The 20755-nt window shown below is 55.1% G+C and carries 24 protein-coding genes; all 24 read right to left on the reverse strand.

The features are described 5' to 3' along the window. Nucleotides 1-71 precede the first annotated feature (71 nt). A complete protein-coding gene (locus AC0Z7K_RS07155) occupies nt 72-746 on the reverse strand; it encodes a hypothetical protein (RefSeq protein ID WP_485613601.1) in 675 nt (224 codons plus the stop codon). Nucleotide 747: 1 nt separating this feature from the next. Continuing rightward, nucleotides 748-1062, reverse strand: coding sequence for a hypothetical protein (locus AC0Z7K_RS07160; RefSeq protein WP_485613603.1), 315 nt, complete (start codon nt 1060-1062; stop codon nt 748-750). Next, the gene (locus tag AC0Z7K_RS07165; protein ID WP_485613604.1) at nt 1063-4260 is read right to left on the reverse strand and encodes a TipJ family phage tail tip protein; all 3198 of its coding nucleotides are present in this window, start codon (nt 4258-4260) and stop codon (nt 1063-1065) included. 54 nt (nt 4261-4314) lie between these two features. Then, on the reverse strand, nt 4315-4941 hold the full coding sequence (locus tag AC0Z7K_RS07170; RefSeq protein WP_414063228.1) for a tail assembly protein: 627 nt from the start codon (nt 4939-4941) through the stop codon (nt 4315-4317). Further along, nucleotides 4934-5653, reverse strand: coding sequence for a C40 family peptidase (locus AC0Z7K_RS07175; protein WP_485613606.1), 720 nt, complete (start codon nt 5651-5653; stop codon nt 4934-4936). Before AC0Z7K_RS07175 ends, AC0Z7K_RS07170 begins: the two co-directional genes overlap by 8 nt. Before the next feature lie 2 nt (nt 5654-5655). Next, nucleotides 5656-6393: a phage minor tail protein L gene (locus tag AC0Z7K_RS07180; protein WP_485613608.1), complete on the reverse strand. Its 738-nt coding sequence runs from the start codon at nt 6391-6393 to the stop codon at nt 5656-5658. Between the two features lie 56 nt (nt 6394-6449). Beyond that, nucleotides 6450-6791, reverse strand: a complete 342-nt coding sequence (locus AC0Z7K_RS07185) for a phage tail protein (RefSeq protein WP_485613913.1) — start codon at nt 6789-6791, stop codon at nt 6450-6452. A 36-nt stretch (nt 6792-6827) separates the two neighbouring features. Further along, the gene (locus AC0Z7K_RS07190; protein WP_485613609.1) at nt 6828-9515 is read right to left on the reverse strand and encodes a phage tail tape measure protein; all 2688 of its coding nucleotides are present in this window, start codon (nt 9513-9515) and stop codon (nt 6828-6830) included. Then, nucleotides 9496-9810 carry a phage tail assembly protein T gene (locus AC0Z7K_RS07195; protein WP_112166094.1) on the reverse strand — a complete coding sequence of 105 codons (315 nt, stop codon included), beginning with the start codon at nt 9808-9810 and terminating at the stop codon, nt 9496-9498. The genes AC0Z7K_RS07190 and AC0Z7K_RS07195 overlap by 20 nt, the downstream gene beginning before the upstream one ends. Nucleotides 9811-9830: 20 nt before the next feature. Next, entirely contained in the window at nt 9831-10238 is a 408-nt protein-coding gene (gene gpG / locus AC0Z7K_RS07200; RefSeq protein ID WP_485613610.1) for a phage tail assembly chaperone G, read from the reverse strand. 10 nt (nt 10239-10248) lie between these two features. Beyond that, nucleotides 10249-10986 carry a phage tail protein gene (locus AC0Z7K_RS07205; RefSeq protein WP_217149451.1) on the reverse strand — a complete coding sequence of 246 codons (738 nt, stop codon included), beginning with the start codon at nt 10984-10986 and terminating at the stop codon, nt 10249-10251. A gap of 7 nt (nt 10987-10993) precedes the next feature. Then, nucleotides 10994-11398: a phage minor tail U family protein gene (locus AC0Z7K_RS07210; RefSeq protein ID WP_485613612.1), complete on the reverse strand. Its 405-nt coding sequence runs from the start codon at nt 11396-11398 to the stop codon at nt 10994-10996. Next, complete coding sequence (locus tag AC0Z7K_RS07215; RefSeq protein ID WP_112166087.1) at nt 11395-11949, reverse strand: phage tail protein; 555 nt, start codon at nt 11947-11949, stop codon at nt 11395-11397. The genes AC0Z7K_RS07210 and AC0Z7K_RS07215 overlap by 4 nt, the downstream gene beginning before the upstream one ends. A 10-nt stretch (nt 11950-11959) precedes the next feature. Next, nucleotides 11960-12235: a DNA breaking-rejoining protein gene (locus AC0Z7K_RS07220; RefSeq protein WP_112166085.1), complete on the reverse strand. Its 276-nt coding sequence runs from the start codon at nt 12233-12235 to the stop codon at nt 11960-11962. After that, a complete protein-coding gene (locus tag AC0Z7K_RS07225) occupies nt 12228-12554 on the reverse strand; it encodes a DUF2190 family protein (RefSeq protein ID WP_485613613.1) in 327 nt (108 codons plus the stop codon). The genes AC0Z7K_RS07220 and AC0Z7K_RS07225 overlap by 8 nt, the downstream gene beginning before the upstream one ends. A gap of 86 nt (nt 12555-12640) precedes the next feature. Further along, a complete protein-coding gene (locus AC0Z7K_RS07230; protein ID WP_485613915.1) occupies nt 12641-14608 on the reverse strand; it encodes a ClpP-like prohead protease/major capsid protein fusion protein in 1968 nt (655 codons plus the stop codon). 49 nt (nt 14609-14657) lie between these two features. Next, entirely contained in the window at nt 14658-16133 is a 1476-nt protein-coding gene (locus AC0Z7K_RS07235) for a phage portal protein (protein WP_485613615.1), read from the reverse strand. Beyond that, nucleotides 16130-16348, reverse strand: a complete 219-nt coding sequence (locus AC0Z7K_RS07240; RefSeq protein ID WP_414061207.1) for a hypothetical protein — start codon at nt 16346-16348, stop codon at nt 16130-16132. The genes AC0Z7K_RS07235 and AC0Z7K_RS07240 overlap by 4 nt, the downstream gene beginning before the upstream one ends. After that, entirely contained in the window at nt 16345-18444 is a 2100-nt protein-coding gene (locus AC0Z7K_RS07245; protein ID WP_485613616.1) for a phage terminase large subunit family protein, read from the reverse strand. Before AC0Z7K_RS07245 ends, AC0Z7K_RS07240 begins: the two co-directional genes overlap by 4 nt. After that, nucleotides 18444-18983 (reverse strand): DUF1441 family protein, encoded by a 540-nt coding sequence (locus AC0Z7K_RS07250; RefSeq protein ID WP_485613617.1) that lies wholly within the window; start codon nt 18981-18983, stop codon nt 18444-18446. The genes AC0Z7K_RS07245 and AC0Z7K_RS07250 overlap by 1 nt, the downstream gene beginning before the upstream one ends. Before the next feature lie 398 nt (nt 18984-19381). After that, nucleotides 19382-19576 carry a hypothetical protein gene (locus AC0Z7K_RS07255; protein ID WP_485613619.1) on the reverse strand — a complete coding sequence of 65 codons (195 nt, stop codon included), beginning with the start codon at nt 19574-19576 and terminating at the stop codon, nt 19382-19384. Between the two features lie 65 nt (nt 19577-19641). Continuing rightward, the gene (locus tag AC0Z7K_RS07260) at nt 19642-19911 is read right to left on the reverse strand and encodes a hypothetical protein (protein ID WP_485613620.1); all 270 of its coding nucleotides are present in this window, start codon (nt 19909-19911) and stop codon (nt 19642-19644) included. A 44-nt stretch (nt 19912-19955) separates the two neighbouring features. Beyond that, entirely contained in the window at nt 19956-20141 is a 186-nt protein-coding gene (locus tag AC0Z7K_RS07265) for a hypothetical protein (protein WP_414063250.1), read from the reverse strand. A gap of 85 nt (nt 20142-20226) precedes the next feature. Further along, nucleotides 20227-20751: a lysis protein gene (locus tag AC0Z7K_RS07270; protein ID WP_485613621.1), complete on the reverse strand. Its 525-nt coding sequence runs from the start codon at nt 20749-20751 to the stop codon at nt 20227-20229. Nucleotides 20752-20755 lie beyond the last annotated feature (4 nt).

The raw sequence follows: 20755 nt of genomic DNA on the forward strand, positions 1-20755 counted from the left end.
GGATAATTGGTTTAATAGATCAATTACTTGAAATTGATCGTTGAAAACGATCGTTTATCACAATCCATTGATTAGTAAGCAGATACATCGAGCGCGTATATCAAATCGTTTGAGTTTGCATAGCCAACATTCTCGAGCTGATCACCTCCCGGACTGACTGTCTGTGTAGAGGATATTCGCGTGGTTGATCCGTTGAAGTACGCATAGGTCTGAATGGGTGACTGGAAAGGGCGCGTTGTGCCCCCAGAATGAATGACGCCTACCATTAAACCAGTCATCTGCGGCATTACCGCGTAATTTCCGCTGAGCGTGGTATCGATGTTGTACCCAAGGTTGGCTGGATTGCCTGGCGTTCCTACCGCAATGGGCGGATTCATGACCTTGGTTTCGTTAGTCAGTATGCATTGCCCTTGAGCATTGTTTATCGCTATCCCCCAGGCCGGTTTAGGCTGGGGAATGACGATGCCAAAAATATAAACGGTGACGTTCCCTACACTGCCGCCAGCAAGCCTGCCTACCGTAAGTGTGTATACACCACTATTATTACTCAGCCTTCCATAAACACCGGTTACGTCAGACTTGAAGGCGACAACAAAGGGGCTGGACACGGACACGACTAAATTAATATCGCCGCCACCCCCACCAAAATTGTACACATTCTTTGAGACCAGACTCATTGGCGTCGTGTCTGGTGTTGAGAACGGAATGCCGTACTCATCGACCAATATTGCCCCGTAATTTGCCATGTCATTGCTTCACTAAGTAGACGATCAGCCAACCCTCAGCTGCCGTGAATGTACCGGTTGAATAATCTGCACCAGCGCTCGAAAGCGAGACGCCGGTCGTTGTCGTGGTTATTTTTCTTCGGGCTGATGAAAGCTCTGCTCCCATGACTGGCGACTGCATCGCTTCTACTTTGTAACCAGACGGAACGGCGTAGGACCACGCCCCGGATACCTGGTCTTTAGAGAGATAGACCGATCCCAATATCAGGATCTTTACTAAACCCGTATTATTCGGCGTTCCCGAGGCGCTCCATGTTTGAATCCCATAGTTAGCCAATTAGAATACTCCTGTCAGCTCACCAATTTGGACTCGCAGTACGCCGCTGGAATCAGCGACACTGATCGTCGTGTTAGTGGTTTTCATCTTGCCGCCGGAACCAGAACCATAATTAACTAAAGTACCGCCCTTATCCAAACGCCAGCCTGTAACGCCTGCCACATAGTTATTCGACTGGATGTAATCGCCGATCATCGCGTTAGTGATCCAGCCATTGCCGATAAAACCCTGAGAGATGAATACCTGGCCGTTTTGTACTGTGAAGGGAGAATAAATATTGTTTCCATTACCGCTGGCAATAACAAATTTATCTGCATTGATGGCAACACGGGTATCAACCGTTGAGCCATTGATAGTGACCGCTACAGACAGGCCCGCGTCATAATTAACGCCACCATATTTAAGACCTGTTTTCAGCGTGTAAATAGCTGACCCACCTGATGCATCCGCGTATGCGGTAAACTTCTCCTGCAGCGCTGCTTCCGTTTTATCGAAATTTGCGATGACATCCGTTTCAAGCTGGGCAACTGAGGACTCCGCATCAGCGGCCACTTTTTGTGCCTGTATGATCCCAGCTTTATTTTCACCATACTGCGCCCATTGCTGATTCACTATATCGTAAGTCGCTAAAACATCTTGCAAAATGGCTTCTGGGCTTGTCTGCAGGGGCGCTAAAAGGGCTTTTCCATCTTCAGAATTAATGAAATCTTCAATAACATCTCCGAGAATCTCATCGGCATCAGCATTACTCGCGCCCCCAACAAAACTAGTCCAGTCACCCGTATTCCCGATGCGGTCAACAAGCCGTGCACGATACCATCGCCTCACCCCTGCCGGCATCGGGCCATGCTGATAGCTAACACCAGGATAAGGAACATAGGCGAGAAATTGCGGGTTAAGTCCGTCAGCGGTCGTGGTCACTTCAATTTCGGTATAAGCCGTATCGCCGCTGCCCGCTGGAAATGCCCAGGTCACGTTGATATTCCAGACGACGTTATCGCTGGCGAGCAGGTTTGTCGGCGTTCCGGGTTTACCCACTTTGCCGTTCAGCGTGGTTGAATCCGCGTATCCCCAAGGAGAGGACACATCGACTGCGTTGATCGCCCGAACGCGCACGTCGTACACGCCCGCATAAATTCCCTGAACGGTAAAACCCTGCGCGCTGGTCTTACCTACGTTAACCCAGTCGCCGTTGTCTTTGCGCCACTGCGCGGTGTAATTGATCGCCCCTTCCACTTTGTCCCAAGACGCCTGCAGCGAAGCGACGGTAAGCCCCTGCGCGATATGGTCAACTTCTGTGACCACGATATTTGCCGGTGCCTTCATCACGTTGGTTGGCGTGACAGTGATCGGTGCTGAATCGACTTTCACCCCATCATCGATGTAACGGTATTTATTCGGGTCGTGCTGCACGCCCGCAATCGTGAACGTGCCATCGTCATTCGATGAGATTGACGTGATACGAAAGTATTGAATCGCTAAGTTATCGCTGTCGATGGCCCACACGGCGCCGCTCACCGGCGTCATGCGGTAGGCTGTGGCAACGGTGAACGTTTTCTTATCGGCGCTGACGCCGCTGATCGTCCGGGTTTGCGCTGTTCCATCGGGCAAATTCACTACCAGACGGTCGCCGATGCCGTAGTCCGCTGCCCGGTCAACGGTAATGTTTTTGCCGTTAACCGCACTGATGCGTCCGCCGTTGGCTTTCCCGGCTCTGAACGGGTCAGCGATGCCAATAATTTCTGCCGGCATGGGAATATAACCGTCCAGCCCAACGCCAAAGGACACGGTGCCGTCTTTCGCATTGGACAGGATCACCCAGCGCCCACGGCGGTGCGCCTCACTTTGTGAAGTGCAACCTATCGCGGTCAGCTGGGTTTCATTCCAGTTATATCGGGCGACAAGGTCAGGCTCATAAACACTTTCGATGGTGTCTGAATAGTGATTTATTGGATCTGACCAACTGACCTGGCAGGAAGAAAAGCGGTTTTTATAGGAGCCACCGGCATACGTAAACATGCCTTCGATTACGTTCGAACTGTGGTAGGTAAAATCCACATCGTCCTGTGGGACGTCGGCGCGCACGAAAATCTGGTCGTTCCCCCAGAAGGTAATGCCCCGGAAGATGGCGGCCAGATCCCGCAACACGGTGTAGGCATCCTGCTGGCTCTGGATGAACACGTTGCAGGTAAAGCGTGGTTCTGTGCCACCGGCGCCGTCTGACACTGCCGCGTCGCAGTATTGGGCGATGCTGTACAGCTCCCATTTGTCGATCATGGTCGCGTCTACGCGGTTACCCATGCCGTATATTTCATCGAGCACCAGGTCGTAAAAAATCCACGCGGGGTTATTGCTGTAGGCGATTTTGAAATCACCCGACCATGTTCCGCTGTAGGTTCTGGTCACTGGGTCATAGGTGGTCGGTACCCGGATCAGTTTGCCCTTTGGCTTGCAGGTGGTTTTCGGCACGCTGCCGTTAAACTGGCTGGAGTCGAGCTCGACATATAGAAGCGCGGTATTCGGATAACGTAGCTTGCTGTCGATGACCTCAGCAAAGGAAAACACCTTGAAGGCGTTTATCAGCTTGGTTGAGGTCGAGTCTGGGGTGATGCGGCGCACGCGGATTGTCCAGCCTGACGCCGAGTCAGGTAGATCGATGCGATGGTCACGCTGATATTCTGACGTTGTTTTTCCGTCAAACTTACCGTTGACGACCGTTTTATACGCCGCACCGTCGACAGAAAGGTCGATGGCATATTCCGTGACAGTGCCGACCATGTCGCCGTTGTCTTTGTACTGGTACTGAATCGGCAGGCTCAGCTTGATCCGGATCGCATCGAGCGTCAGGTTTGAGAATTGCCGGGTCCAAGGCGTGGAGGCTTTTACCTCGATGCCCACCGAGGATTCGTTATCAATTTCAGGCATGCCCTGCAGGTAGGTCTGATCCTGCGTGCCTTTACGGTAATCCCACTTCACGCCGGTGAAATTATAGGTGCCGTCATCGTTCGCCAGCGGGGTATCGTTAAGGAAGATTTGCTGCGCGACCAGGTCACCCTGAATTTCACCCTCAGATAGAGCGAGAACCATTTTAAGCTTCGCTTCGGACAACAGATCATCGGCCTGCTCGACCGGCGTATGGGCACTGCCGCCACCGCCTTTCGCACCCTGAATAATGGTTTCACCGTCAAGAAGTCGCATATTTCACCTATAAAAAAACCCGCAGAAGCGGGTTAATTGGAGATTGTATTTTGTTTACTGCTGATCGCTGGAGAAAATCCCCGCGCTGATGATTGCGCCGCCGATTTCACGCTGGCCGTAAAGCAGCGGCACAGGGTAGCCCATTGCCACCGTATTCACCGGCGCGCCGAATGCGTAGTTTGCTTTGTTGTCAGAGTCAGACGAAGCCCCAACGTTAAAGCTGGGCTGTGGCGTGAGCATCTGCACCACGCCGCCGATGGTCATACTAAGACCAATACCCACCAACGCGGTTGTTGTGCCGGCTACTGCTGCCGCACTGTATCCGGCTGCGGACGCCCATGCAGCGAACGAAGCGCCAGCCGTAAAGAAGGCGGCCACTAGGGCAACAGCGCCGATCACGATCTGGAGTGTCCCCGCCCGCTTCGCCCCTTCAATCACCGGCACCATTGTGTACTCGGTCGCCGCCGCGGACATGTCGAACTCCTCAAGCGAGATGTTGTTCTTGCCGCTGTAGAAAGCGAACTTCACCCCGTTGAGATGGGCGTTTGAAACGTACTTTTTGAATCCCTTCACCTGGGAGCACATCGCGCGCAAAAACTCGTTGATGTCCGCCACGTGGAAACGGTGAACCCTGCCGAATTTCTTTCCGATTGCGCCTTTGAGCGTCATGGTCTTAAGCATTAACTAACTCCTTACGACGGACGACGCGAACCGTCCGATCCCGGTAATATTTGCCGTATGGAACGCGGGCAGAAAGGTTGCCGAACATGTGGTGAACCATGATGTTATCACCGAGATAAATCGCCGCGTGATTGGTCACCGGTGCCTGAACGCGCATCATGATCATATCGCCAGGCTGCATGCTGCTGGCATCAATCTCAACGAACCCTTCAGCCTGCCAGTTATCGTCATAGAGATTTTCTTTCCCGTCGACCCACCACTCACGGTCAACCGAGTAATTATTTACGGCAATGCCGTGCTCCATCCGGTAGTAGTCCATGATGAGTGACCAGCAGTCAGCATGGCCCAACACCCAGCGGCGGCCAGCAAGCTCGCGATCGCCGCGCGGTGACAGCGTACAAAAGTCACCGTCCGGCCACGACATGATCCCCCACTCCACGCCGGAGTGGTCACACTGGATGCGGTCCATTTCTGACGGCACCAGCTGCACCACATCGGGGTGGGAGTGGATCACCATGATGACGTCCCCGACCTCGGTCGCCGCCAGATAATCATCCGGCGACAGCGTGAAGGTTTCAGCTGCGTTTTCGGCGATGTTACGACAGGGAATAAAACGCTGGCCGGTGCCGGTTTCGACGATCAGCCCACAGGCCTCGTTCGGATACTCGGCGGCCACGTGCGCCCGTATTTCGCTGATAAGTTTTTTTCGCATGATTATCTCCCCTGCAGGTTAGCCGCCGGAAAGCCGCCGAAAGGTAGCGGATTTTCGGTGCCCAACCGCAACTTGCAATCCGACATCCGGCCGCCGCACACATCCAGCGCGGGATTACTCGTCGGCGTGCCGTCTTTCAGAAAGTAGTTAGTGCCGCTGTAATCGCAGCCGGTCCCCGTTCGATACCATCCACGCATGCACCAGGTGCACACCGGGGTTATCTGGCGGGTCGGCAGCTGCAGGCTTTGAACGTCGAAGGGAGAACACAGCTCGAAGTCGACCTGAATCCGCGTCTCGGCTTTTTTGGCGTTGATGTAGTAAAGCTGAACGCGTTCATCAATCGGGCTGGCAGTCGGGTTGCCCGCCGTCCAGTTCGCGGCATCAAGATATTTGGCCAGGGTGGTGTGAACTTTGACTTTCGCCTTCACCATGTCGTCGTACTGCAGGCACAGCGCCGTGACGTAGTTGCCCACGTTACCCACCGAAAGCGTTGGCGTTGGCTGCGACCCCGTGCTGGATAGCTCAAGACCGGTTAACTCATAGGGGTGAGGATCGTATTCATTACCCTGCCAAATGATTGACGGCAAATTGTCGGCGGCGAAAGACTTCCAGCCCGCGGAGTCTATGTTGTGCGCATGAAAGCGCAGCACGGTGTCGAAACCAAACGCAGAACCGTCGATTTCTATCAGCTGGATCAGCTGCCCCGGCTCAAGCGCCTGCACGTCCTGAGTAAAGCTCATGATATCTCCAAATAAAAAAGGCCACCCAAAGGCAGCCTCAGATAGTTGTGGTGGTTTTAAGGCGCAAACGCCTGCTCGAAAGTAAAACTCAGCGTCGCCTTGTCTCCTGCGGGAAAGCTGACCGACACCGAATCAGACTTTACCCGCCAGAGGAGCCGTTCTCCCCACGGAGTCGTCCACCAGAAGGATGAAATCACGTGACTCAGAAGAAATTGACGGATCGACGACGCCTCCGATTTTTTACCCGTCCAGCTCAGGCTCCACGTTTCAGCTTTGGCATTGATGCCGCTGGCGGCAACCTGCTTGTAGCCGTCGCCGAACTGCGCTTGTAGCGTTCTGACCGTGTCGGTACCCTGGGCGCTTTTCTGCGTTCGCCAGGTAAAGGTGTCTGTAGGCATCACTTCTCCCAAAATGACAGAATGCGTCATGCGTAATTATTTTTTATACAGCAGGCCGCCGGGAGCCATTTCCTTCCTGAGCCTGTCCGATATTGTCTGCTGAACAATGCCCTGCAGCTGTTTGGCGGTGTTTGCCGTATCGCTGCTGCTGACGTCATTCGATGAAGACTGCTCGCCGATGGTCACCGGGGCGTAAACGCTGATGTCGGTCGCGCCGAACCTGCCCGCCGCCCCGCCGGTTCCCACGTACCCACCCGTGGCATAGCCCTTCATCAGGCGATAAAGATTAGCCACGCCCAAACGGCTGGTCGCCTCCTTGGTGAAAACGAACTCTCCGCCGTGAACGATGCCTTTGGGCTCATACTTACCGCCGTGCCCGGTGTAGCCGCCCACGTCAAACTCGCGGATATAGCCGCCGTTATAAGCCAGCTGCAAATTACTGTAGGCCCCTGATGAGAAGGATGTGTTTGAGGATGAAGATGACGCGCTGCTGCTGATCCACCCCAGCGCGGTCTGGACGGTATAGGCCACGATTAACCGGCTGATGACCTGACCGATCATTTTTAAAATAGAGACACTAAACTCTTTAAAGCTGGCTTTACCGGTGGTCGTCAGGCTTGTCAGGCTGTCAGCAAGGCCGTTGAATCCCGCCTGCGCCACCTGTTGCACCGAAGTGAATACATCGGTTGCAGATTCGGCGTATTCGGCCCAGCCCTGTTTCGCGCCCGCCACCCAGTTCGACCGCAGCGCGTCCTCTGCCGCATACGTTGCCTGCTGCTCCTGCAATACCCGTTTCTGAGCGTCCGGGTTGAATGCATAGGTTTCCTGCAGACGCTGCAGCGTCGCGGCTCTTTCCGCCTGTTTTGATGAAACGCCATCCGCCTGAGCCTCCAGCGCAGCGCGCTTTGCAGACTGCTGCAGGGCAAACTTATCGGCCTGATCGGAGAGCGCATTCAGACGCTGCTGGGCCGCGACTTTATCACCTATCGCCGCCAGCTGCCGTTTGTACTCCAGCGTTTCTTCTTTATGCGCCAGCAGGGACTTTTCCTGCGCGGACAGCTGGCGGGTGCTGGCCGCCTGCTCCAGCACCGTGTACTGATTCTCTGTCTGCCACAGGTCTTTGCGCTGCTGGCTGATAACGTCGTTCACGCTGGTGTGCTGCTGCAGGACTTTGAGCTGAGCCTGCAGGGTCATCAGCTCACCCTGCGCATTATCCGTCGCTTTGTCCCCCGCTGAGGTGGTGATCGCCTTCGCTTTGGGCGTTTTCGGATCTTTATATTTCTCTTCAATACCCTTTTTAATCTGGGCAATTTCATCGTCGCTCAGCGCCTGATTAAGCCGGCGGCGTTCGGCGATGTACTGATTAAGACGCTGGTACTCCTGCGTTCTTTGCTCTTCTTTGCTCTGACCCGCGTCAGAAATCGACTGGAAGTGCTGCTGATTCTGAAGCGAGCTGCGCTCAAGGTTTGACTGCTTCTGTTTTTCGTCGGTTTTTCGCTGCTCGGCGTGAAGCTGCTCGGTCAGGGAGGAGACCATCTGGCGTGCCTGATCGCGGGCGGTTTCCAGCCCAAACCGCTGCTGCCCCTGTGCGGCGGTGTTTCTCAGCCCTTTGTCCAGCTCATACAGCCTGTCCGTGGCGTCCGCGAGCTGTTTCTGAAGCGAGTCCGCCCGGCCAATATCCAGCAGGCGGTTCCACATGGATTTGAAAGAGTCGCCGACGTAGTCCGCCGCGGTCTCCAGCGCGCCCATGTTCTCTTTAATGTTCCCGGCCATGTCCTTGAAGCCGGCGGCGGCGGCGGTGTTGGCGTAGTTAAGCGCCTCGGTGTACTTGCCGGAGTCCTGCAGGCTTTTCACGTAGTCCAGCTGCTGGGCGGTAACGTGACCATATTGCTCGGCCATCGCCCGCAGCCCGCTTTGCGGATCTGAGGTAATGCGGCCAAACGCCGCCGCCAAATCTTCTACTTTGGTGCCGGTGGCATCAGACAGGGTAGAAATGGAGGTGGCCACGCCCAGGAAGTTTTCCCCGAGATTGGCCCCCGCTTTGACTAACGCATTGAGCGCCGCGGTACCGGCGGTAAAGGAGTCGCCGCCCTGCGCAATCGCCTCGGCCATTACCAGCAGGTTGTTGGCAGTCTGCCCCGAGCGGTCACCGGTCATCACCAGCGATTTGTTAAATTCGCTCAGCACCCCCTGACCCTTTACAAACGAATAGGCCACGGCCACCACGGCAACGGCCAGCGCCACAAAGCCCAGGGTAGCCGGCGTGAGCAGGCCACGCACCTTCCCCAGATTTTCTGCGTTCTCCGCCAGCGCATTGGCATTCTCAGATAACGAATCTTCAGACTTTTCAGCCGAATCACTGACGCCAAAGAGCGCGGCCTGGATCGCACGGAAGAGGTTCGATACGCCGCCGAAGGAGTCTTTAACCTGCCCGCCCTGCTGGAGCATGATAAGGAAGGGGCTTTGCCCACCGGCGAGCTGGGTTGCGATATCGGTAAACTGTGCGGGCAGGTTGCGCAGGGCGTTGTTGTACTGCCCCACGGAGATCCCCACCCGTTTTGCCACCAGCTCCTGACGGGAGAAGGACTGCTGAACCTGTGCAGACGTCTCAACGGCGGCGGCGCTCAGCCCGGTAAACTGCTTACGCACGTAGCCGAGCTGTTCATTGAATTTCGCGGCGTCAACGTCAAGATTAACGACCAGATCACCCACTGGCTGGGCCATAGCGCACTCCTCCTGGCAGGCTTTCTGCGATCGCCATTAGTTGTTCATCATCAGGTTCGTGATTTTCTTCCACGACCTTGGGTTTAAGCAGGCTAAAATGGCCCGCGGTCAGTTCTGTTTCCCCGCACACCAGCGATAAAATATGGAGGCTAAGCGAGGCAAAGTGGGCATCAAGTAACGCCTCTTCGAAGTAATGGGTCTGATAGAACTGATGCCACTCCTCGAGCTCGCTGGAGGACATGTTTGAAAGCATGGTGCGCCAGTTGGGTCGTCTCAACTCGCGCGCCAGCTGCATAACAAAGCCCTTTTCACGGGTTAGCGCTTTTCCGCCGTCTCCTCTTCAGCGACAGACTCTGAGGGCGCAGCTTCTGTGGTGACCTCGCCCTGCTCCGGGTTCAGCATGCCGGACAGGATTTTGACCTTCGTATCCGCTTTGCCGATGGCCTCGACCGGCCAGGTGCTCATGACCTGCTGCTGCAGATCGTGAATATCCGGCTTTGGCGACTCACTGTGCCAGAGCGACATGGCAATGATCATCGCGCCGGCGCGGATATTGAGCTCGACCAGCGCGGACGCCAGAGTCTGATCATCAGGCTCATCTTTCGGCAGGGCCTTTTCCTGCGCCGACAGATAGTGCAGCAACTCAACGCGCTGCAGCGCCGAGAGCTCATACAACGTGGTTTTCGCCCCGTTAAACTCAAACAGTTCAGACTTTAAAAACATGCTCGCTCCGTTAGGCCGCCGTGACGGTCAGGTTACAGATGGCCACTTTCTGACCCTCATTGGTCATGATGATGATTTGCGCCGTGCCTGCTTTTACGCCTTTGGCCGTCACGTTTTTGCCGGAGACGGTGATGGTGGCAACGGAAGGGTCAGATGACGCCGCGCTGAAAGAACCGTTGGTCGCGCCGTCAGGCAAGACCGTGACGCCGATGACGCTGTTCTGCCCGACCACGACGCTCGCGGCGGACGGGGTGACGGTGACGCCCGAGACCGGAACCGCGGCGGCCTGATTGCTCTCCGCCAGCGCCGGCTTGCCGGTGTTGGTGATTTTCACCGTGCGGGTGATCACCTCTTTTACCGGTACCGCTTTGCCCAGGCTGCTGATCCAGCCCCGGAAAACGTCCACGGCGGTGTTGGGGTAACGGATTTTGTACCCGCGCACCGCGCCGTCGTAGAACCAGTTAACCAGATCCTGCTGGCCGCTTTCGCCCGGCTTCCAGGCCAGCGTAAAGGAGGTGTCACCCGACGATTTAGCCCCCTGCGCGGTGCCGTTCCAGTCGGCGTCGGCGTCATCGAGATAGGTGTCATCGTAGGATTCCGCCGTCATTTCACCCGGCGTCAGCTCCTTGATTTTCGCCAGCCGCGTCCAGTCCTGATCCGATAACGGATTGGCATAGGGATCGCCGCTGCCGGTGTAAATCCAAAGCGTGGTGCCCGCGCCTTTGGTCGGTTCGAGTTGTGTGGTCATAGGTTCCTCACATTAAGTAAGTCAGGGTGTAACGCAGGTCAGCAGAGCCCCACGTCGACATTTCATCATCACGCTGGTAGTCGTAGCCCTCCGGCGTGATGTTTTCGATAAGGTCTGAAAGTGCCGGGATGTCGCCTACCACCGGATAAATATGCTGCTCCATCCATCGGTCGAGCTCGGTGTCGGGGCTCACCGCCTTGAGAAAAACCTCGACGTGAAGCGTTGCCCGCCATTCGTCTTCATCGAGGGTTTCCCCGGTAGGTTCAGCGCCCGAAAGATAGACGGCGACGGCGGGCAGGTCTTCGGCGGTCAAAAAGCTCGGGCGACCGTCATACCAGGTCACGGAGGGGGCGGTCACCGAAAGCTTGAGCGCGTTCAGCACGGCGTTGCGGATTTTCGGGTGCTTTATCATCGTTTAACGATAAGCCTCAGTTGATTTTTCAGGGCCGCCGCCATCTCTTTGGGCATATCGCTTTGCATCAGGCGGTTTGTCTCCACCGTATAGGCGTTGGTCAGCGGCGTCGTCAGGGGGATTTTCACCACGTCAATCGGGTACCGGCTTTTCCCCGAGCGCTGGAGAACGTGCCAGCGTCCGTTGGCAAGCTGCTGAATAAAGGCGTCGCGGAACGTGAAGCGCCCGATTTTCAGCACGCTGCCCTGCCCGCGCACGTTGCCCTTACGCCGGGAGATACGCATTTGCGCGGCCCCGAGCTTGATGGCGGGCAGGTTGCCCCGGTTGATTTTTAACGTGGCGACAGGCCGGTTCATCGTGGCCTTTTTCAGCTTTGCGCGCTGCATGACCAGCTTTCTCGGCACCTTCGTTTCCTTCGATACCGACGAACTGCTCCGACTGATCGCCCGCCCCGCCACCCGGTTCACGGCCTGCGCCGAGGCGCGGGGAACGGCGGTCTTACTGATGTTGTTCAGATTACTGATCGCCTGTTCAAGCCCTTTGATGGTCATGTGCTCCCCTTTATTCCAGCCAGATTTGCGGCTTTCCGTTAAACACCTGATGGCGGGTGACGATGTAACTTTCGCCCTGATACATCACCTGATCGTTACGGTGAGGCCGGTAAGCGGCAGAAAAAATCACCACGGACAGGCCGTCACCGCTGACCGGCCCCATTTCGGGCAAAAAGTGGCTTTCAACGCCGGTAAGCACGGCGCCGTTAATCACCACGTCTCGCCCAAAGCGCGCGACGGTGGTGGCATCCATCCGCGCCGCCAGCGCATCGAACGGGTTAGGCATTGATTTTGACTTCAACGACGGTCGAACCTGCACCGGCCTGTTCCCACGCGATCCCCGCCGCCACGGCATCCGCCGCCGCCAGCTGGATTTCACCGTCCGCGATATACACTTTTGTCCCCGCCGGAATGGCGTCGGCGGAGACTTTCGGCAGCAGGAATACCCCTTCCGCCATGCCCGTACCGGTTTCATTCGGGGCAATATCCACCAGTGAGACAACGAGCAGGGAACCCAGCACCACGGGGGCGCCGCTCTCAATCACCGCCTGACCGCTATTGGTAATGGAAATCGTCTGACCTTCCTGTACAAAATTCTTAGCCATTGGAAAACTCCAGACGCCCCGGTGAGGGGCGAATTTTAGGTATAAAAAAAGCCCTGACGGGAATTCGGTCAAAGCAACTGGGGGAATTATTGGCCGGAAGATTTCACCAGGCCGCGGTAATCCAGCGGTGCAACGCCGGCGTCGATGCGCACTTTCGTTGCGATCCCGTCGGTGTTGAACCCTTCCTGCTGGTCGATATAAGGCAGTTCGACCCCGTTGAGATAAGCCACCTCGATGGTGTCCATGCCCTGCGCCGCCGCCAGATACCAGGACTTGACGCTGTTGTCATCGAGGCGTGGTTCACCGACAACTGTCGCAAAGTTCTGGATCGGGTTGATGATGCCCGCATTTACATCAGCCCCTTTGACACTGGCTGACTTAATCGTCTGGTTTGCCACTGTCTCCAGCGCTGTGGGCACCAGCAGGAAGGCCGGGCGAATGTTCAGGGTACGGCCGGTCGATGGCTCTTTCTGAACGCGCATCAACTGGCGAGCCGCATCCAGAGTGGTGACATCAATGGCACCGGTGGCCAGGTTTTTATGATCGCTGCTGAACAACGCCTTACCGTCAGACAATTTAGGGTTGCCGGTGAGCACCGCATACACCAGATCGCCGATCGTGGCCTTCGCCGCGCGCCCCATCTTCATCGGCACGTCGGTCAGCTGGTTCAGATCGTCATTGATGATGGCCTGACGGGTAATGGAGAAGATTTCACCGTAGGTGGCCAGCGCAATAGTTTCGCTATTATCTGCGGTGGTCACGTATTTGTACTCCGCCCCCTCGCGCACCTTACGCAATGACGGGAATCCGCCCATGCCGACGCGATGCGCCGTTTTAAAGTCGGAGAGCTGCCCTTTCTTCGTCCAGGCTTCGAAGGTCTCTTCCGACTCTTCCCAACCCTGCAGCAGGGACTTATTCGCCACGTCCAGCAGGATATTGCCAAAGTCAGAGGTGCTGTGGGTCAGGGAAAGGCCGACCATCTGCATCGGGTTATAGGCTCCCACGCTGACGCCGCGTTCGGTCAGCGACATGCGCGCATATTCGCGCAGCGTCATGCCGTTGTAAACGTTGTCATTCTGTCGGTCTTCATAACCGGCGCGCGCCATCAGCGCCTGGCGGATGCCGTCGCCGGTAAAATTACCGTTGCCGGCATAAATATGCGCATTGTCGCCGTTTTTATTGGACGGCGTAGCGCCTTTACCCAGCATCACCAGCAGCTTATCTTTGGCCTGCTCGACCGTGCAGTCAATGTCTTCGATGCACGTTGCCTGCAATTCCTGATGGCGGCCGCCGAACATCGCGAACAAGTCCTTGATCCCCGTGACGCGCTGTTTTTGTGCCGCAATCACCTGATTACGGATGCTGTTTTCGTCCAGTGCGGCGGGGGCAGGAACAACCGGTGCAACAGGCGCAACAGGTGGATTCTGCGGTTCCGGCGGGTTCTGAGTAGTCGCTTTTGGCTTGGTGATCATGTTTTTCAGTGCGTTTGGCATAGCGTCGAATTCCTCGATACGTTTTGAATTAATGCGGGCCATCGCCTGCACCGCGGTAGAAATCTGGTCAGCAAAACCGTGCTCAAGGCACTCCTGCGCGGTCATCCACGTTTCCTCACCCAGCATCAGGGCAAGTTCGTCAGGCGTTTTGCCGGTTTTTTGGGCATACGAAGGGATCAGCACGGCCTCGACCTTGTCCAGCAGGTCGGCGTAGTCGCGCATGTCGTTGGCGTCGCCGCCGGTGATCCCCCAGGGTTTGTGGATCATCATCATGGCGTTTTCAGGCATGATGATCGGATTGCCCACCATCGCAATCACGGACGCCATCGAAGCGGCAAGGCCGTCGATGTACACGGTTTTGCTGGCCGTATGGCTGTTCAGCAGGTTGTAAATGGCAATGCCGTCAAAGACGTCGCCGCCCGGTGAGTGGATATGCAGATTGATATGGTCGAGGTCGCCCAGCGCTTTCATGCTGCTGGCAAACTGGCGGGCCGTCACGCCCCAGTATCCAATCTCGTCGTAAATATAAATATCGGCGGTCTTATCGCCGCTGGCCTTCATGCGGAACCAGCTTTTATCGCCCGCCGAGGCTTTGGGTGACACCCTCAGTTTATTTCTTGGATTCTTGCGCACTGGCTTCCCCTTTATCGTTTGCCGGATCCGTATCGAAGACCAGATCTAACGCTTTATTTTCGTCGACTTCCGCTTTGCGGCGACGTTTTACATCGCCCGGATTGGCGCCGCGCGCCCGGATCCAGTCACCTTCCGTTGCCGCCCCGCCGCGCAGAAGCACGCGCCAGGAGTTGGCTTCTTTCATTGGGTCAATCCAAGGCATGACCGGTCCGCTGTACACGGCATTAAACAGCGTCGCCGTGTCCACATCGGGTGGGACGTTGATCACCCCCGCGGTGATGGCCATCTGCAGCCAGCTGCGGTACATCGGTCGGGTCACTGCAGCGATAAACGCATCCTGCAGAATGCCGTACCCTTCAAAGGACTCCACCAGCTCCTGACGCTGGGAGCTGTAGGTGCCGTTATAGTTGCGGGATATGCTGGAAAAGCTGCTGCGGCTGCCGGCGGCCACCGCCCTGAGCTGACCGTTGCGGAACGTCTCAAGGTTAGGATTGGGCCGGTCTGATTTAATCATCCCAATCTCTTCACCCGGCGCCAGTTCATCGAAAAGCATGCCGGGTTCGATGTTGAGCTCACGGGGACCTTTGTCATTACCTTCGTCGCTGTATGTCTGGCCGTCGCCTTTTTTCACGTACATGCCCAGCGCGGCGGCTATACGGGCGGCTGTCAGTTCAGAATCTTCATACTCTTTCAGCGCGCTCAGGCGGATAAGAATGCCGGAGAGCAGGCTGTTGCCGCGGACCTGATGAAGACGGCGCATGAATTTCAGATGCATCATGCCGTCCGCGGCGATTTCTTTGGTGTTACCCAGCGCCACGCCGGAGGTCACCAGATTCTTATAAACGACGTATTTTGTCGGGCATCCCCAGCTGTTGAGATAAATGCCCTGACAGATCCCCCTGCCGGTATCGCTCATTTCCAGCGGAATGTAGTCAGGCTCCAGCGCCTCGACCCAGAAGGGGATGTTGGCCGTCGGCGTGAGTCCCTGTGCAGAACCCCGGACCATTTGCCCGAAAACCTCGCCGTCGCGCAGCCAGGTTCGCGCCATCAGCCGCTCAAGGACGGGGCGGGTAAACTGTCCGGTAACGTCGGGAGAAATAGACCATTCTGCCCACGCTGCCCGTATCTGTTTGGACAGGTCATCGGCGACCAGCCCCGTTTTCAGAATCGGCTGGGGATCAACAACGATGCCCCGCGCGCCGACGATGCGCTCTTCGAGTTTGTCCAGCAGGCCAATCACCAGATCGTGATTATTGTCCAGCCAGCGTGCCTGCTCCCTGATCGACCGGCCAGCAAACTGCGTGAGCTGGTTTGCGTTGCGGTTTTCCCGCTTCGCCCGGTGCGTGCGCGTGGGTAATGCCGCCTCGTAGGCATTGATTGCCACGCGTGAACGCAGACGGGAGGCTTTCCAGCCCGGTGAAATCAGGCCAATAGCATCATCAATCAGGCTCATCGCGGGAACCTCGCCAGCCGGTACTGCGGTCGCCCGCGCTGCGCCGAAAGCAATGTGCTTAACCGGCGTTCCCAGTAGTTCCGCCCCTTCTGAATTTCACTGAGGTTCTCCATCGTCATGGACTGCACGCCGAGCGTGATGGACTTTCCCTGCAGAACGGCGCGTTCGGCGGTCATATACTGCTGGATCATGTCTTCAATATCGGCCTGATTCATACCCAGCCTCCTGATGTCGATGGCGCCCAGGCAGAAGGTTTATCCTCTGTCCGGGCGCGGGTTGTTTTCGGTTTTGGGTGATTACTGCGGGCTGGCAAGGCTGGTGCTTCGGAATGCGCGCTGGGTGTTGATTGTTCAATAGGCTGCGCCCATGAAGGCGGTTTTTCCCAGTTTATCCGCTCATATCCTCGCAAAATCACCAGGGCATGGGCATAGACCATCAGGTCAAAGGCTTCGTTCGCTCCCTTACCCGGCTTAGTCCACTTCCCGTCTGCGCCCCTTTCTTCATAGGTCAGTTCGTCATAAAACCACTCCCCCAGCCAGTCAGGAAAGTGGACGTAGTTAGCCCCCGGCGTATCGCGCTGAAGCGCGTTACTGATCCGGTCTTTGAGCAAATTGGTTTGCAGAAGGTAGAGCGGCACGTCACCGCGGGCCTCCGCCCGGCGGTTTGGGCGGTCGGTATTGTCCGGCAGTGACTTGGTGATCAGCTTGCTGCGGGTGGTGCTGTCGCCTTTGAAGAGATAAACGCGCTTGTGCACGCCATCGCGTCGGCATTGGCGCCAGAACTCGTAGGCATTGCCGGTCACACCGTCTTCACCGCCGGAGTCGACGGCCATCGCCAGCACGGGCATTGATACGCTTGGATTGCTGTTGAGTGGCCATGTCTTATCCAACACGTCAGTGCGCAGCAAGTCCCAATCCTCCAGGTATCCAGCAGGATCAATAGGCAGGCTTTCGCCGTTCGGCCCCGTGCGCATCGACTGTTTGATGTTGTAGCGATCGACGACCCACCGCTCGCCGTGCGCGCCATAGCCGATGACCTGCACAACGAACCGCCGGTTGCGCCCGCCCTGCACGTCAACGGTCGGTACCAGAAAACGCACCCCGTCAGGCACGGTGCGCTTGGTCACGGTCGAGGCGCGCGCCATCAGGGTTTCGGATTTGCGCTGCTCAACGCTGGACTGAGGTGTATAGGGCAGGCCCCAGTCCGTATTGATCACCGCTTTAAGGGTTTCTTCGCTGCTGTTGGCCTCGTAGTCCTGCTGAGCGGAAAGCAATTTGTAGACCAGTTGCGAAAGCGTTTGGTACGCCGCGGCGGGTCCCTCCATCCAGAATGACGCAATGCGCGATCGTCTGGCCGTCCCCGTGACAGTGCCATGACGATCAATCTGTTCACCGTCCCGCAGCCATACACCTTTCTGATTAAGTGCGCGTTTCTGCCCTGCTGTAATTTTTCCTCGGCAATGCGGACACTCTATGAATGCCGCCTCGCTGGCGACAACAGGGTCGGGAATATTCTGATAACCCTGCACAACATCTTTCGACGGCTGGAAGTATTCGCCGCAGTGCGGACAAGGCCAGTACCAGCGGCGGCGATCGCCGCGGTTATATAAAGAAAGAATGCCGGTGGTCGGCGGGGCTTCATGAAGTGAACTTCGCCGCCACTTGGTGTCCGTGACTTGACGACCTGGAGAACTCTCCACCAGCGTCATGCCGGATGACATAAAGGTTGTGGTACGTTTTGAGGCCAGAGTGAACGCATCGCCCTCCCCGTCAATGTCTTCGGGGAATCGGTCGTAATCCGTCAGCGCAACAAATTTATAATCTGATGACGACATAACATTAATAGAGGGCCAACCTATTTTCAGGAATGAGCCATCACGAAATATTTTGTCGTGCACATTGTTATCATTGCGACGCGGGCTGAGTCTTTTTGCCACTTCGGGACTACTGCGGAAAGTACGATCAAGACGCTTTTTGCTGTGCTCTCTTGCCTTCTCTTCTGTCATCTGAACAATAAGCATGTCAGATGGATCACAAACAATACTGTACACAGCCCACCCATCAATCAGCCCGATGGTTTTGCCCGTTCGGGCTGGGCCAACAAATATCACTGCGTCATATTCCCTCGAAGCCAGCATGTCCATGGGTTCTATAACATAGGGGGCGACATTAGGATCCCAGGGAACTGAATTACCTGCTCCTTTAGGCACTCGCATGTATTTATGTACCGCTGTAGATACTTTTATACGGCGAGGTGGTCGGAGAATGAGTGAAATATCCCGCCCTATGTTTTCCGCTGACGCGTAAGCCATTAATCCTCCTCGGCAATCACCTCCCCTTTATCTCTCATAAGGTCAATAGCACAAGCGTGATACGATCGTTCAGAAAGCGTCGCTCGTAAATCATCGATTGAAGCCTGAACCGCTGATACTGCCTGGGGTGTTAAAGCGCAGTCACGCTCCAAAATATCCGGGATTGTCTCAAGTACCTGCACCACTGCTTTTGTCATAGCGGAATAAACGATTACCACCTCATTAACAGGTATTAAGTTGCGTTGCTCCTTTTCCAGCTTGATACGCTCGTTTTCCGACTGGAACCAATCTTTACGCTCTTTCGGGATCATGAGCGAAGGATCGTGCGTAATATCTTCATCAGTTTTACAGGCACCGGCGAACAAAACCGGGGCAACATCTTTTAGGGAGTAGGTCGGATTGCCGCGAGAACTCCCCGCAGCCTGAATATCATTTTCAGCAATTTTCTTTCTGACCGTTGCCCTATCCATGGAAAAAGCTTCAGAAATCTTGGAGATACTCCAATTAAACGCCTCAGCAAGATCGCCCACCTTTTCCATCACCACCTCACACAATCACCTCAAAGATAAAAAATACATTTAAAAACATACTATTAAAGATTTTCACCTGGTGAAGGTGATTTTCAGCATCGCCAGCTAGAACAATGTATTTTTCAGAAATATCAGCGTGATACATCACCTGCTGATGGTGCGATCAAAATACGAAAATGAGCCGTTTTCCGCGAGTCCGCCGCCCCGTGGCAAGGCCCCCTGTCGGGAGTACCTTTACCAAATGATAATCATTATCATTTATTCGCATCGATATATGTTTGACTGATTTTGATAATCATTATCACCTCAACATTGACAGGGCCTTATGATTGAGTTTGATACTCATTATCATTTAATCACAAAGCATTATCACAGGCACTCGGTGAATGCCTGTTATAATGCCTTGGCTATCTTCGATAAAGAATCCCACCCGGTTGCAAAGCGCACTTAATCGTCTCCTCAACCACTTCAGTGATTGCGACTTTCATTTCAGGACTGAGTTTTAACTTGGTGGCTAACGAATCTTGAACCGCAATGCCCATAGAACTGCTGTATTTAGAAACAGCCTGGTCTATTTCTGCACTCGTCTTATCAGTTTTCATTGAGCATTACCTATTGGGTTTGCATCGCTTCCGGGCTTCAGCGGCGAAGTTCTGAAGGTATTGGATCACATGGTCGTCTTTACTGGTTGAATCTCTGAGACAGATACGTCTTCCACACTACCGGTGCAAATATACTCAACTGTCAGCAGCTGAGTTATGTCTGTCTCTTTGATAGTGATCGGTAAGACAAATGGGGAAAGCGTCTTTCCCTTTATATCTCCTTCCGCAAGAAGCTGATCGCCATGCTTAATTCGGTAACTCAACGTTGCTCCGCTGTAATCACCGTTTTTGAAGGTATACAGATACTTAAAGCTTAATTTGATTTTGTTAGTCATATAGCTGCACCTAATTATTGATGTAAAAAACCGCCCGTAGGCGGTTAGTTGTGCTTGTTCTTTTGTCGGATAATATAATTCAACCTTTGAATCTCCATTTCAAGCTCGTTCATCGCATCAAGGGCCACTTCTATCACTGAATTAATGCGTTTACCTTTATAGAGATCATTCGAGTTCAACTTTCCATGTGAAGCTTCCAGTAAGATGGAATATGCATCTTTTTCTGCCATACGTTTCTCCAAACTAATTACAGAACATTTTAAGTTTAGTTGGCAGTGGGATGTTTGAAACTGCAAACAGTCCTAAAAATCATTGTTAATTTTTCTCAATAACTTTACTTATGTAGGCCTGAAGGTATTGGATTACTTGGTCGTCTTTGATGGCGCTGGCTCGGAGATCGAGAACAGCCCGTCCACCAGAGCCAGAGAGTTCGAATTGTGCTGCATCGCCCACGCCGCCGGTTCCGGTAGTGCTGTTCCCGACGAGCTCGCAGGTGGCAAGGTTTGCTGCCGCGATCCGCACCCGGCGAGTACCAGCAGCGACATCAGCGCGCAGCCTGTCATTCTTGGACTGTTCATCGGCTAATTCCTTCGTGTGTTTGGCATCCAGCGCCGCCAGCGCGGTTTGTGCCGCTTCGGTGCGCTTCTTCTGTTTGGTCAGGTCAATCACGGCCTGATCACTGAATTTCTTCAGCTCTGCGGTGTGGGTCGCTTTCAGCTTTGACACGTCGGCGTCCCAGCGCAGCCCCTCAATCCACCAGACCAGCGCGGCGGCCAGTAATATGGCAACAGCCGATTCCCAGTAAGCCTTAAGTAAAGCAGCGAACAATGATGTTTCCACGTCG

The sequence above is a fragment of the Rahnella sp. 1L-D-7-B-C2 genome (genome assembly GCF_057290995.1).

What these genes read in the sequence shown, in the direction of transcription:
- AC0Z7K_RS07155 (WP_485613601.1), bottom strand. Translation starts at nt 746, where the DNA reads ATGGCAAATTACGGGGCAATATTGGTCGATGAGTACGGCATTCCGTTC.
- AC0Z7K_RS07165 (WP_485613604.1), bottom strand. Translation starts at nt 4,260, where the DNA reads ATGCGACTTCTTGACGGTGAAACCATTATTCAGGGTGCGAAAGGCGGT.
- AC0Z7K_RS07170 (WP_414063228.1), bottom strand. Translation starts at nt 4,941, where the DNA reads ATGCTTAAGACCATGACGCTCAAAGGCGCAATCGGAAAGAAATTCGGC.
- AC0Z7K_RS07175 (WP_485613606.1), bottom strand. Translation starts at nt 5,653, where the DNA reads ATGCGAAAAAAACTTATCAGCGAAATACGGGCGCACGTGGCCGCCGAG.
- AC0Z7K_RS07180 (WP_485613608.1), bottom strand. Translation starts at nt 6,393, where the DNA reads ATGAGCTTTACTCAGGACGTGCAGGCGCTTGAGCCGGGGCAGCTGATC.
- AC0Z7K_RS07185 (WP_485613913.1), bottom strand. Translation starts at nt 6,791, where the DNA reads ATGCCTACAGACACCTTTACCTGGCGAACGCAGAAAAGCGCCCAGGGT.
- AC0Z7K_RS07190 (WP_485613609.1), bottom strand. Translation starts at nt 9,515, where the DNA reads ATGGCCCAGCCAGTGGGTGATCTGGTCGTTAATCTTGACGTTGACGCC.
- AC0Z7K_RS07195 (WP_112166094.1), bottom strand. Translation starts at nt 9,810, where the DNA reads ATGCAGCTGGCGCGCGAGTTGAGACGACCCAACTGGCGCACCATGCTT.
- gpG (WP_485613610.1), bottom strand. Translation starts at nt 10,238, where the DNA reads ATGTTTTTAAAGTCTGAACTGTTTGAGTTTAACGGGGCGAAAACCACG.
- AC0Z7K_RS07205 (WP_217149451.1), bottom strand. Translation starts at nt 10,986, where the DNA reads ATGACCACACAACTCGAACCGACCAAAGGCGCGGGCACCACGCTTTGG.
- AC0Z7K_RS07210 (WP_485613612.1), bottom strand. Translation starts at nt 11,398, where the DNA reads ATGATAAAGCACCCGAAAATCCGCAACGCCGTGCTGAACGCGCTCAAG.
- AC0Z7K_RS07215 (WP_112166087.1), bottom strand. Translation starts at nt 11,949, where the DNA reads ATGACCATCAAAGGGCTTGAACAGGCGATCAGTAATCTGAACAACATC.
- AC0Z7K_RS07220 (WP_112166085.1), bottom strand. Translation starts at nt 12,235, where the DNA reads ATGCCTAACCCGTTCGATGCGCTGGCGGCGCGGATGGATGCCACCACC.
- AC0Z7K_RS07225 (WP_485613613.1), bottom strand. Translation starts at nt 12,554, where the DNA reads ATGGCTAAGAATTTTGTACAGGAAGGTCAGACGATTTCCATTACCAAT.
- AC0Z7K_RS07230 (WP_485613915.1), bottom strand. Translation starts at nt 14,608, where the DNA reads ATGAAGGCCAGCGGCGATAAGACCGCCGATATTTATATTTACGACGAG.
- AC0Z7K_RS07235 (WP_485613615.1), bottom strand. Translation starts at nt 16,133, where the DNA reads ATGAGCCTGATTGATGATGCTATTGGCCTGATTTCACCGGGCTGGAAA.
- AC0Z7K_RS07240 (WP_414061207.1), bottom strand. Translation starts at nt 16,348, where the DNA reads ATGAATCAGGCCGATATTGAAGACATGATCCAGCAGTATATGACCGCC.
- AC0Z7K_RS07245 (WP_485613616.1), bottom strand. Translation starts at nt 18,444, where the DNA reads ATGGCTTACGCGTCAGCGGAAAACATAGGGCGGGATATTTCACTCATT.
- AC0Z7K_RS07250 (WP_485613617.1), bottom strand. Translation starts at nt 18,983, where the DNA reads ATGGAAAAGGTGGGCGATCTTGCTGAGGCGTTTAATTGGAGTATCTCC.
- AC0Z7K_RS07255 (WP_485613619.1), bottom strand. Translation starts at nt 19,576, where the DNA reads ATGAAAACTGATAAGACGAGTGCAGAAATAGACCAGGCTGTTTCTAAA.
- AC0Z7K_RS07260 (WP_485613620.1), bottom strand. Translation starts at nt 19,911, where the DNA reads ATGACTAACAAAATCAAATTAAGCTTTAAGTATCTGTATACCTTCAAA.
- AC0Z7K_RS07265 (WP_414063250.1), bottom strand. Translation starts at nt 20,141, where the DNA reads ATGGCAGAAAAAGATGCATATTCCATCTTACTGGAAGCTTCACATGGA.